Source organism: Paraburkholderia sp. BR10141, from assembly GCF_056155635.1.
Genome location: NZ_JBMIQH010000040.1, coordinates 56,505 through 68,115, shown reverse-complemented (window position 1 = coordinate 68,115; position 11,611 = coordinate 56,505). Strand labels below are relative to the sequence as shown.

The 11,611-nt window shown below is 63.5% G+C and carries 8 protein-coding genes; 5 read left to right on the top strand and 3 right to left on the bottom strand.

Annotation, left to right across the window (positions count from 1 at the left end; all coding sequences use genetic code 11):
• Positions 1-153: 153 nt before the first annotated feature.
• Entirely contained in the window at positions 154-1,167 is a 1,014-nt protein-coding gene (locus tag ACOJB8_RS35035) for a LysR family transcriptional regulator (protein ID WP_069268705.1), read from the bottom strand.
• 167 nt (positions 1,168-1,334) lie between these two features.
• Here ACOJB8_RS35035 and ACOJB8_RS35030 point away from each other — a divergent pair, with 167 nt between their 5' ends.
• From ACOJB8_RS35030 to ACOJB8_RS35020, 3 genes are all read left to right on the top strand, one after another.
• The gene (locus ACOJB8_RS35030) at positions 1,335-3,554 is read left to right on the top strand and encodes an FUSC family protein (protein ID WP_475016756.1); all 2,220 of its coding nucleotides are present in this window, start codon (positions 1,335-1,337) and stop codon (positions 3,552-3,554) included.
• Positions 3,555-3,684: 130 nt separating this feature from the next.
• Positions 3,685-3,906, top strand: coding sequence for a hypothetical protein (locus tag ACOJB8_RS35025; RefSeq protein ID WP_028205643.1), 222 nt, complete (start codon positions 3,685-3,687; stop codon positions 3,904-3,906).
• Between the two features lie 196 nt (positions 3,907-4,102).
• Positions 4,103-5,629 carry an acetyl-CoA hydrolase/transferase family protein gene (locus ACOJB8_RS35020; RefSeq protein WP_475016753.1) on the top strand — a complete coding sequence of 509 codons (1,527 nt, stop codon included), beginning with the start codon at positions 4,103-4,105 and terminating at the stop codon, positions 5,627-5,629.
• A gap of 90 nt (positions 5,630-5,719) precedes the next feature.
• Here ACOJB8_RS35020 and ACOJB8_RS35015 read toward each other — a convergent pair whose 3' ends face one another.
• Positions 5,720-5,971: a GlsB/YeaQ/YmgE family stress response membrane protein gene (locus tag ACOJB8_RS35015; RefSeq protein WP_042265070.1), complete on the bottom strand. Its 252-nt coding sequence runs from the start codon at positions 5,969-5,971 to the stop codon at positions 5,720-5,722.
• 186 nt (positions 5,972-6,157) lie between these two features.
• On the bottom strand, positions 6,158-6,865 hold the full coding sequence (locus tag ACOJB8_RS35010) for an MgtC/SapB family protein (protein WP_069268708.1): 708 nt from the start codon (positions 6,863-6,865) through the stop codon (positions 6,158-6,160).
• Positions 6,866-7,094: 229 nt separating this feature from the next.
• Between ACOJB8_RS35010 and ACOJB8_RS35005 the strand changes: the two genes are divergently transcribed.
• Positions 7,095-8,138, top strand: a complete 1,044-nt coding sequence (locus tag ACOJB8_RS35005; protein WP_406954282.1) for a LysR family transcriptional regulator — start codon at positions 7,095-7,097, stop codon at positions 8,136-8,138.
• Positions 8,139-8,391: 253 nt separating this feature from the next.
• Positions 8,392-11,601 (top strand): efflux RND transporter permease subunit, encoded by a 3,210-nt coding sequence (locus ACOJB8_RS35000; protein ID WP_342950229.1) that lies wholly within the window; start codon positions 8,392-8,394, stop codon positions 11,599-11,601.
• The last annotated feature ends 10 nt before the right edge of the window (positions 11,602-11,611 follow it).

The window sequence follows — 11,611 nt, the reverse complement described above, 5'->3', positions numbered from 1 at the left end:
AATCGTCAGGCTCCTTATGCTGTAACGTCCAGAACCCCGGTGTCTCCGAAAGAGAGCCGGGGTTCTGGCGTTTGCGCTTCTTCAGATGCAGGAAAACAAAAAAGCCGTCCAATGGACGGCTTTTTGCGTTAACCCGCTTTCACAAGCGCAGGCTTACTGCGCCGCTTTCTGCACAGCTGCTGCGACCCCAGCGTCCTTCGCCAAGGCCACCTCTTCTGCGACGTCCGTCAGCTGCTCTTGAGTCAGTTCTTCAAGCAGCGCCAGGTCGCGCTCGATGACTTGCGGGAGATGCGCGCGCAAGAATTCCACCCACGTCTTCGTCTTCGCATCGACGAACTTGCGCGACGGATAGAGCGCATACACGTTCGTCTTTTGCAGCTTGTGCTGTGGCAGCACACGCACGAGCGTCCCGTTACGCAATCCTTCTATTGCGGCGTAGACCGGCAACATCCCGATCCCCATCCCCTCGCGTATCGCCACGGCGAGCGATTCCGCGATGTTCACCTGCACCGGCCCGTCCACTTGCATCTCGACGCTGCCCTCAGGCCCCTCGAGCGTCCACTCATGCGCCGGGAACGCTGGCGATTTGAGAATCAGACAGTCGTGATGCGAGAGGTCGGCGGGAGTGCGTGGCGCACCGTGCGTATGCACATACCCAGGCGAGGCGCACAGAATGCTGTACGTCGAGCCCAGCTGATGCGAAACGAGATCGGAATTCGGCAGCGATGACGCCGTGACCACCGAGACGTCGCTGCTGCCCTCGAAGAGATCCGGCATGCGTTGCGAGAGCGTCAGTTCGACGGTGACTTCGGGATGCAGCGCACGATAGCGCGAGATCGCCGGCAGCACGTACTGCTGACCAATACTCGCGAAGCTGTGCATGCGCAGCGCCCCGACCGGGCGTTCGTGCGCGCAGCTCGCTTCTTCTTCCGCGCTATCGACGTCCGCGAGAATCTGCGAGCAACGCTTGAGATACCGCTCGCCGGCGGGCGTGAGCGCGAGCCGGCGTGTCGAGCGGTTGAGCAGACGGGTGCGCAAGTGCGCTTCGAGTTCCGATACCGCGCGCGACATCGCGCCGGTGGTCGAATCCAGCGACTGAGCCGCGGCCGTGAAGCTGCCCGCTTCCACGACGCGCACGAACACCCGCATGTTTTGTAACGTATCCATCAGACCTTCTTGACCTTCTTGTTCGGTACAGAAACGATATTGTCCGCCTGTATGGGCGCGCCATTGTTGAGTGATCTGGAACGGAGGTTCCCCGCGCGTCCCATTAATGCGGCGCAATGACGCTCCTACAATCGGCCCCTGTCTTTGAAACAGCCCGAGCGTTTGTCATGAGCCGCCAGCCTGCGATACATCGAGCGTTCGACTCGCGTCGGCGCGCGGAGATCATATGGCGCGCGGTCAGACGGGCGTTGCGCGACTGGCAGGCCAGCGACGGCACGATCTGGCTCCATCTGCTGAAAACGGTCGCGGCTTGCTTGCTTGCCATGGGCATCTCCATGCTGCTGGACCTGCCGCAGCCGCGCATCGCGATGACGACGGTGTTCGTCCTGATGCAGCCGCTCTCGGGCATGGTGTTCGCCAAGAGCTTTTATCGCATCGTCGGCACTGCGGTGGGAATGGTCGCGGCGGTAGTACTGGGCGCCGTGTTCGTCCAGCAGCCCGAACTCTACATCCTCGGGATGACGGGGTGGGTGGCCGCATGTACGGCTGCCGCCATGAGGAATCGCCATTTTCGCTGGTACGGTTTCGTGCTTGCCGGCTACACGGCAGCGTTGATCGGCATTCCGCTCGTGATGCAGCCCAACGGTCTCTTTCTCGCCGCACTCGGCCGAGGCGCCGAAGTGGCCATTGGCATTCTCTGCTCGGGCATGGTCAGCGCGGTGATCGTGCCCCGGCAGTCGGGCTCGTTGCTCGGTCGAACCCTGCGCTCACGCTATCTGAATTTTACTGCGTTCGCTGCGGCGGTGTTGGCTGGGCGGCTCGAAAGGGGCGCATTCGAAGGGCGATTTGCGAGTCTCGTCGACGATGTCGTCGGCTTCGAGGCCACGCGTGCTTTCTCGTCTTTCGAAGATCCGACGATGCGCTCGCGCAGCGGCCTGCTTTCGCGTCTGAATTCCGAATTCATGGATGCCTGCGCGCGGCTGCATGCGTTGCGCCAGTTGCTCAAAAGACTGCACTGGCGCGACGCGGCGATCGCACCGCTCGCGCCGTATTTTGACGAACTCGCGGCGCTCCTCGCACAACGGCCTGGCCGCGACGAAAGCGATCGCGCCCATGCGCGGAGGCTCGCCGATGGGCTCGAGGCCTTCCAGCGCACGCTGCCGCGTCATGTGCGCGAGACGCGGCGGCCGCTCGAACATGCGCTGCCCGAAGCGCTGCCCGACTTCGACACCTCGGCCGAACTCATCTATCGCTTCACGACCGAGATCGTGCGCTACAGCCGCACCTGGGCAGCGCTCATGGAAGCGAGTCGTGCGCAGGCGCCGCGCGCCGCGCGCTACGTGCCTCGCACGAGCTGGTACGTGGTGGCGTTCACCTTCGTGCGTACCGCCGTGGTGGTGGCGGCGCTGGGCTGGTTCTGGGTCGAGACCGACTGGCCGAGCGGCGGCCTTGCGATGATCGCGGCGGCGCTCACGTGCGCGCTCACCTCGTCGGCGCCGAACGCGTCGCGCATGGCCGTGCAGATGGCGGTTGGCGCGGCCTTTGCCGCCGTGACGGGCTATCTCTTCACCTGCTATGTCTATCCCAATGTCGACGGCTTTCCGTTGCTCTGCGCGACACTCGTTCCGGTGCTCGCCATCGGCGCCTTTCTCGCCACCCGCTCGCGCATAGCGGGCTATGGCGTCGGCTTCTCGGTGTTCTTCTGTCTGCTGGCTGGTCCGGACAACGTGATCGTGTACACGCCGGATCTGCTGGTCAACAACGGCATCGCCGTCGTCGCCGCGATGCTGGTCGCCTCGCTCGCGTTCGCGGTGGTGTTTCCACCGCACATGAACTGGCTCGTCGAGCGCATGTGCGTGTCGTTGCGCGGCCAGGTCGTGCTGGCCAGCCATGGGGAACTCGATGGCCTCGGCCAGCGCTTCCAGTCCGGTACGCACGATCTGATGCACCAGTTGAGGCTCTTGCTGAACGGGCGCCGCCAGGCGCACCGGCGCGCGCTGCGCTGGATGCTCGTCACGCTCGAAGTCGGGCACGCCGTGGTCGATCTGCGCAACGAGGCGCACGCGGCAGCCTGGCTCGACCGTCATGACGCGCGCTGGCCCGCGGCTCTCGCGCGCGTTCAGGGGGACATCGCGCACCTTTTCGAGAGCCCGGACGGGATTGCGCTCGACCACGCGCTCAGCGCCGTGCGCGCGGCGACCTGGATCGCCCAGGAGGCGCTCGCCACCGTGCATCACGAGCGGGAAAGGCGGCACGAGGCGCAACGGCTGCTGAGTCATCTGCACTTCATCCGCAGCGCGCTGCTCGACCGCGACGCGCCGCTCGGGCCGCTGGCGCGCCGTGCACGCCGTACGCTTGCGCCGCGCAGATCGTTGAAAACACAATGAACATGCGGGCCCCGCGCGATCTTGCTGCAGTCTGGAAATATGCCTTCCACCCCGACTCCTTAATCTATTCGACCCTGAGTCATATAGTCACATCACTGCTTCGCAGTAACCGTTAGCACTGGAGAGTAAAATGAAGTCCCTGAAGATCGCTGTTGTTGCCTGTTCGCTGTTTGCCGCCGCCGCTGCTTATGCACAGAACGAAGCACCGGCAGCGAGCGTCCCTCAGCAGGTTGCGCAGTCCGCTGCCCCGCAGGTAGCGCAAGCGCCCGCCCACCGCGAAATCGTAAAGCCGGCAAAGAAGGATGAATGCGTCGGCCCGGTCAGCTTCTGCAATATTTATTTCGGTAGCTGAGATCGAGAGCACGCCAGCCATGTGCAGGCGCACGCTGATATCTTGTGCCGCGACGCCTTCAAAAGGGCGCCGCGGCTTTGCGCATTGTGGCTGCTCAAAACACTGCAACAGTGTTTTGTGAAACTCGCAGTGCACGACCGCCGATGCAAGACCTGAAAATAGGCACCAGGCGATCAGAGAGTTTGTGGAGACTTTGATGTACGAAGACCGTATTCGTTGTGCCGCCTTGCGCGGGAAAATCACTTCGGCTGCCGAGGCGGCCCAACTCGTGCGCAACGGCATGCGCGTTGGCGCTAGCGGCTTTACGCGCGCGGGCGACACGAAGGCAGTGCCGCTCGAACTGGCGCGCCGTGCGCGCGAAGAGAAAGAGCCGCTGCGTATTACGCTGATGACGGGCGCCTCGCTCGGCCACGACGTCGATCGCATGCTGACCGAAGCGGGTGTGCTCGAGCGCCGTCTGCCGTTCCAGGTGGATTCGACGCTGCGCAAGGCGATCAACCGTGGCGAAGTGATGTTCGTCGACCAGCATCTTTCGGAAACCGTGGAGATGCTGCGCGCGAACCTGCTCGGCAAACTCGATCTCGCGATCATCGAAGCCGCCGCGATCACGGAAACCGGCGCGATCGTACCGACCACGTCGGTCGGCAATTCGGCGAGCTTCGCGATTCTCGCGGAGAAGGTGATCGTCGAGATCAATCTCGCACAGCCGCTCGCGCTCGAAGGCCTCCACGACGTGTGGATTCCTGGCCGTCGCCCGCATCGCGATCCGTTGCCGATCGTGCGTCCGCAGGACCGTGTGGGTACGACCGCCATCGAGATTCCGCCGGAGAAGATCGCCGCCATCGTCATCACGAACGAAGCGGACAGCCCCTCGACCGTGCTGCCCGCCGACGAAGAAACCGCGCGTATTGCCGGCCACCTCATCGAATTCCTGCAGCATGAAGTGAAGCACGGCCGCATGAGCGCGCAACTGCCGCCGCTGCAGGCCGGCATCGGCACGATTGCGAACGCGGTGCTTTCGGGCTTCGTGGATTCGCCGTTCGAAGCGCTTACGATGTACTCCGAAGTATTGCAGGACTCGACGTTCGATCTGATCGATTCCGGCAAGATGGTATTCGCCTCGGGCGCATCGATGACGCTCTCCGCGCAACGCCAGGCTCAGGTGCTCGCCGAACTCGACCGCTATCGCGACAAGCTCGTGCTGCGTCCGCAGGAAGTGAGCAACCATCCCGAAGTGATTCGGCGCCTCGGCTTGATTGCGCTGAACACCGCGCTCGAATGCGACATCTACGGCAACGTGAATTCCACGCACGTGGGCGGCACGCACATGATGAACGGCATTGGCGGCTCAGGCGACTTCGCGCGCAATGCGTCGTGCGCGATCTTCGCGACCAAGGCGATTGCGAAGGACGGCCGCATTTCCAGCATCGTGCCGATGGTGCCGCACGTCGATCACAACGAGCACGACGTGGACGTGTTCGTCACCGAGCAAGGCCTGGCGGATCTGCGCGGACTTGCGCCGCGCGAACGTGCGAACCTCGTGATCGAGCGTTGTGCGCATCCGCTTTATCGCGACCTGCTGCGCGACTACTATCGCGACGCACTCAAGTTCGGCGGCCAGACGCCGCACGATCTCGCACGCGCGTATGAAATGCATCTGCGTTTCAATCAAACGGGTTCGATGCTGCCTGAAGCGACGGGCGGACTCGTCGCGAACGCCTAAGGTCCACGGCGCTCGCTATTTAGAAGCACACAAGACAAAGCGGGAGCACCGGCAACGGTGCTCCCGCTTTTCATTGATAGCGCAAATTCGCTACGCTCGTCGCACGAGGCGGATGATGAAGAGCAGAATGACCGCGCCGACAATGGCGGTAATGATCGAACTGATGATGCCGGCGCCGATATGAATGCCGAGCACCCCGGCAAGCCAACCGCCGATGAACGCGCCGACAATGCCGACAATGATATCGACGAACAATCCGAAGCCGCCGCCTTTGACGAGAACGCCAGCGAGCCAGCCTGCGATTGCGCCGATGATGAGCCAGGCAATGATGCCGTGTTGCATATGAGTAGACTCCCCTTGTTGGCGTGAACGAATCACGGTGAATGGAGCTTAGTCCAAGGGCGAATACGCGTCCATGAAACGCGGCCAGAATTGACAGTTCCTGAAAACCGCCACCGATAGTTTCAAAAAAAGCAACGAATTAGAAATGCATTCGTAAGAAATGCCGGCCGATGCAATGCGCAAGGCTCATTCAGGCGCGATTTCGGGTTCCGCGGCGGTCCAGCTTATGCTCGAGACGCCTTTCTCCATGCTCAGGCGGTTCGCCAGGAGCTCCAGCTTCGACTGGTACTTCGGGTGCAGGCGCATCGTCGCCGTCACGCGCAGGCGCGGCGGATCGCCGGCCAGGTCCTCGCTCGTGAGGCTCTGGAACGAAAGCGGCGTGGAGTACAGAGAGTTCGAAAGCAACGTGCGGATATGGATTTCATCCTCTTCGCGGCAAACCACCGTAAGCACATAAGCGCGCACGAGATCCGCATTCGAAACAGGCGACGCGTTGATGATGCGGCTCACCTCGCGCAGCACGGTATTCGTGAGCAGCACGACAGCAGTGCCGGCCACCGCCGGGCCGTAATGGCCCGCTCCGCACAGCACGCCCACGGCCGCTGAGCACCATAGCGTCGCCGCGGTATTGATGCCCTGAATCGAGCCCTTCTCGCGCATGATGACGCCGCCGCCCAGAAAGCCCACGCCGGAGACGACATAGGCCGCGATCTGCGTCACGCCGGTCGAGCCATTGCCGGTCAGCACGCCGAGCGTGACGAACAAACATGCGCCGCTGGCGACGAGCGTGATCGTGCGCAGACCGGCCGTGCGTTGGCGAATCTGGCGTTCGAGGCCGATGGCGACGCCGCAGGCGAACGCCGCGAGAAGGCGCAGGGCGAATTCGAGAGTCATCGTTTTGTCATCAAAGCGCAGGGCGGCCGCACGCCAGGCGGCTCTCGCGCGAGGCGTCGGGATGCATCGCAGCACGCCCCGGGGGCCCGTGGATCATACGCGCGACGGGGCTTTGCGCCAAGCTGTCCGCGCTGTCATGTTCGAGTCAGGATCAGGCCACGGCTCGTCGGCGAAACTACCCTCATTCGTATGGAGATGGGAAGGCAGGTCGAATGAACGGGAGTTTCTGATGGATACGCTGCGCAATATGCGGGTCTTCGTGCGAGTGGTGGAGTCCGGCAGCTTCACGCGCGCTGCGGCGAGCGAAACGATGACGACGGCGCAGGTCTCGCGCGCGGTCACCGACCTGGAGTCACGGCTACGCACACGGCTTCTCAACCGGACCACGCGGCGCATGTCGCTGACCGAAGCGGGCGAGCGTTACTTCCAGAGCTGCAAGCGCATTCTTGCCGACATCGAGCAGGCCGAAGCGGAAGCCGCCGCTGCGCACGCGAACCCCGCGGGCAAGCTGCGCGTGTACGGCGGCACGAGTTTCGGGCAGCACTATGTGATGCCGCTCATCGCGCGCTATCAGCAGCATTTGCCGGAGGTCTCGGTCGATCTCACCATCGCGCAGCAGATGCCGGACATCATCGAGGAGGGCTTCGATGTCGCGGTCGTGGTGGCCGCCGAACTCGAGGACTCCGCGCTGATCTCCCAGCATCTGGGCAGCACCGCTGCCATTCTCTGCGCTTCGCCTGCGTACTTGCGCACGCGCGGCGAGCCGCAATCGTTCGATGACCTCGAAGCGCATACCTGTCTGCACCTGACCGATGCGAGCCTGCCCGCCGGCCAATGGGTTTCCGAGGGACCGCTTGGCGAGACCTTCCGGCATACGGGCGTGACGCCGTTCCAGGTGAACAATCCCGAAGCGCTTGCGCTCGCCATACGCGAAGGCATGGGCATCGGCCCGCTGCCGGTGCCGGTTGCGCTGCCCGGTCTCGCCGACGGCACGCTGGTGCGCGTGCTGCCCACGCACACCCTGCAAAAGCTCAACATCTACGCGCTGTACGCTTCGCGTCGCTATCTGGATGCGAAGATCCGCACCTTCGTCGAGTTTCTGCGCGAGAAGGTGCCGCTCGTCCTTGCCGAGCAGGAGGCCGCACTCGCCACCTGCGACGAGCCGTTTCGCGAAATGGATGCACACGCGGGCCCGCGAGGCACGCGTGCGCGCAGCGGTCGGGGCCGCGGTCACAACACGCACGACCTGGAGCGCCTGCGTCTTGTGAACTGAAGCAGTTAAAGAAGTCTTCGCGAAGCGCGAGGGTGTTACGGCGCGTTTCGCGGCTGCGGATTTCCGGCGCTTCGCGACGCTACAGCGCCGATCTATCTGCGTTCCCGCGCGCTTTCGCGCGTCTCGCGCATTGCCTGTCAATTTCGCCATATTGGCGACAGCGACCTGCCACCGCCATTGCCTATGATGCGGCACCCGCTGGATGAATGCGTCGCCGTCTCAACCCCTCGCCTGAGTTGTCCGAAACACTGACATGTGGATTGTCAATCTCGCGCTGAAGCGACCGTACACGTTCATCGTGATGGCTATCCTGATCGTGCTGGCCACGCCGTTCGTGCTCATGTCGATGGCCACCGACGTGCTGCCGAACATCAACATCCCGGTCATCAGCATCATCTGGTCGTACAACGGCTTCTCCGCGAAGGACATGGCCGATCGCATCACCTCGGTCAACGAGCGCAGCTTGACGACCACGGTGAGCAATATCGAGCACATCGAGTCGCAGTCGCTGCCCGGCATCGCGATCATCAAGCTGTTCCTGCAGCCTGGTGCGAGCCTGCAAACCGCGATCGCGCAGGCCGTTGCATCGGAACAGGCGCAGGTGAAGCAGATGCCGCCCGGTGCGACGCCCCCGCTCGTCATCAGCTATTCGGCCTCGAGCATTCCGGTGATCCAGCTCGGCCTGTCCAGCAAGTCGATGAGCGAGCAGGCGCTCGCCGACGTCGCGATGAACTTCCTGCGCCCGCAGCTCATTACGATTCCCGGCGCGCAGGTGCCTTACCCGTATGGCGGCAAGACGCGCGTGATTTCCGTGGACCTCGATACGCGCGCACTCATTTCGAAGGGCCTCACGCCCGCCGATATCGTCAATGCCGTCAACGCGCAGAACCTGATTTTGCCGACGGGCACGGCCAAGCTCGGGCAAACCGAATATCGTGTGGACACCAATGCATCGCCCGACACGCTTGCCGGACTCAACCGCATTCCCGTGCAGACGGTAAACGGCGCGACCACGTATCTCGGCGACGTGGCGCATGTGCGCGACGGCTTCACGCCGCAGACCAATGTCGTGCGCCAGGACGGCCAGCGCGGCGTGCTGATGTCGATCCTCAAGAGCGGCGACGCCTCGACGCTGCAGGTGGTGGGCGCCCTCAAGGACCTGCTGCCAAAGGCACGCGACACGCTGCCCGCCGACCTCGTCGTCAAGCCGCTCTTCGACCAGTCCGTCTTCGTTTCCGCCGCCGTGCAGGGCGTGGTGCGCGAAGCGCTCATCGCGGCCGCGCTCACCGCGGCGATGATCCTGCTCTTTCTCGGCAACTGGCGCAGCACGCTCATCATCGCGGTGTCGATCCCGCTGTCGATTCTCTCGTCGATCATCGCCCTCTATGCGCTTGGCGAGACCATCAACATCATGACGCTCGGCGGCCTTGCGCTCGCTGTCGGCATATTGGTGGACGACGCCACGGTTACGATCGAAAACATCGAGCGGCACCTGCATCTGGGCGCGAAACTGCACGACGGCATTCTCGAAGGCGCGGGCGAAATCGCGGTGCCCGCACTCGTCTCGACGCTGTGCATCTGTATCGTGTTCGTGCCGATGTTCTTCCTCACCGGTGTAGCGCGCTTTCTGTTCGTGCCGCTCGCGCAAGCCGTGGTGTTCGCGATGATCGCGTCGTACATCCTCTCGCGCACGCTGGTGCCGACGCTCGCCATGCTGCTCTTCGAGGGCCACGATCCCACCGCGCATGCACAGCGCGCCCAAGGCTCGCTCTTCGCGCGCATACACTGGCGCTTCAATCATGCGTTCGAGCGCTTGCGCGCCAATTACATCGCGCTGTTGAGCCTGCTGCTCGCGCGCCGCAAATTCTTTGGCGGCACCTTCCTCGCGTTTTGCCTGCTTTCGCTCGTCCTCGTGTTTTTTCTTGGCCGCGACTTCTTTCCTTCGGTCGATGCGGGCAATATTCGTTTGCACATGCGCGCGCCAACGGGTTTTCGCATCGAGGAAACCGCGCGCCTGGCCGACCAGGTGGAGCAGGTGGTTCGCGAAGTCGTGCCGGCCGATCAACTCGAAACGATCGTCGACAATCTCGGCCTGCCCTATAGCGGCATCAACCTCTCGTATAGCAATGCGGGGACGATTGGCACGCTCGACGGTGAAATCCAGATCGCGCTGAAGCCCGATCACGATCCCTCGCGCATTTATATCGACAAGCTGCGGACCTTGCTGCCGCAACGCTTCCCGGGCGTCGAGTTCTTCTTCCAGCCCGCCGACATCATCACGCAGATTCTGAACTTCGGTCAGCCCGCGGCGATCGACGTGCAGGTCGTGGGCGCGAACCTGAATCAGGACATGGCGCTTGCGAGCACGCTGCTCAAGCAGGTGCGGCAACTGCCGGGCGCTGTCGATGCGCACATCGAGCAGCGTAACGACGAGCCCGCGCTCACGCTCGCCATGGACCGCACGCGTATGCAGCAGTTGAACCTGAGTCCGCAAAACGTTGCGCAGGACGTGCTGATCGCGCTTTCGGGCAGCACCCAGACCTCTCCTGCGTTCTGGGTGAGCCCGCAAAACGGCGTGGAATATCCGCTCACGGTGCAAACGCCGCAGTATCGCGAGACCTCGATGAACGAGGTGATGGGCACGCCCGTTTCCGCACGCGCGACGAATCCCAATGCGCCGCTGCAACTCGTGAGCAACCTCGTGCAGCTCAATCCGCATAGCGGGCCGGCCATCGTCACGCACTACAACATCCGTCCCGTGATCGACCTGCTCGTGAGCGTGGAGGGCAGCGATCTGGGCTCCGTGGGCGTGAACATCAACGACATCATCCGGCATGTGCAGGCGCACGCGCCGCGCGGCACGACCATCACCATGCGTGGGCAGATCGGCACGATGCGTTCGTCGTACGTGGGTTTGGGCGTCGGCATTGCGATGGCGGTGGTGCTCGTGTATCTGCTGATCGTCGTGAACTTCCAGTCGTGGGCCGATCCGCTCATCATCATCAGCGCGCTGCCCGCCGCGCTCGCGGGCATTGCGTGGATGCTCTTCATCACCGGCACGCACTTGAGCGTGCCCGCGCTCACCGGCGCGATCATGACCGTGGGCGTCGCGACCGCAAACAGCATTCTCGTGGTCTCGTTCGCGCGGCAGCGTCTTGCCGCCGGCGCGTCGCCGCTCGCCGCCGCGCTCGAAGCCGGCGCCACCCGCATACGCCCGGTGCTGATGACGGCGTTCGCCATGATGATCGGCATGGTCCCGATGGCGCTCGGCCTCGGCGAAGGCGCGGAGCAGAATGCGCCGCTCGGACGCGCGGTGATCGGCGGCCTGCTGTTCGCTACGGTCTCCACACTATTGTTCGTACCCCTGATGTTTGCGACCGTGCATACCCGGCTCGCCCACCGCGCCGCCACGAAACGCGAGCGCGAGGCGCAGCGCCGGGCTACGCGAGGCGATACCCGTTAAGTCAAATTGG

Bases quoted from the DNA above. Each gene is read 5' to 3' on its own strand.
- ACOJB8_RS35015 (WP_042265070.1), bottom strand. From the start codon at position 5,971: ATGCAACACGGCATCATTGCCTGGCTCATCATCGGCGCAATCGCAGGC.
- ACOJB8_RS35025 (WP_028205643.1), top strand. From the start codon at position 3,685: ATGAAGTCCCTGAAGATCGCTGTTGTTGCCTGTTCGCTGTTTGCCGCC.
- ACOJB8_RS35010 (WP_069268708.1), bottom strand. From the start codon at position 6,865: ATGACTCTCGAATTCGCCCTGCGCCTTCTCGCGGCGTTCGCCTGCGGC.
- ACOJB8_RS35030 (WP_475016756.1), top strand. From the start codon at position 1,335: ATGAGCCGCCAGCCTGCGATACATCGAGCGTTCGACTCGCGTCGGCGC.
- ACOJB8_RS35020 (WP_475016753.1), top strand. From the start codon at position 4,103: ATGTACGAAGACCGTATTCGTTGTGCCGCCTTGCGCGGGAAAATCACT.
- ACOJB8_RS35000 (WP_342950229.1), top strand. From the start codon at position 8,392: ATGTGGATTGTCAATCTCGCGCTGAAGCGACCGTACACGTTCATCGTG.
- ACOJB8_RS35005 (WP_406954282.1), top strand. From the start codon at position 7,095: ATGGATACGCTGCGCAATATGCGGGTCTTCGTGCGAGTGGTGGAGTCC.
- ACOJB8_RS35035 (WP_069268705.1), bottom strand. From the start codon at position 1,167: ATGGATACGTTACAAAACATGCGGGTGTTCGTGCGCGTCGTGGAAGCG.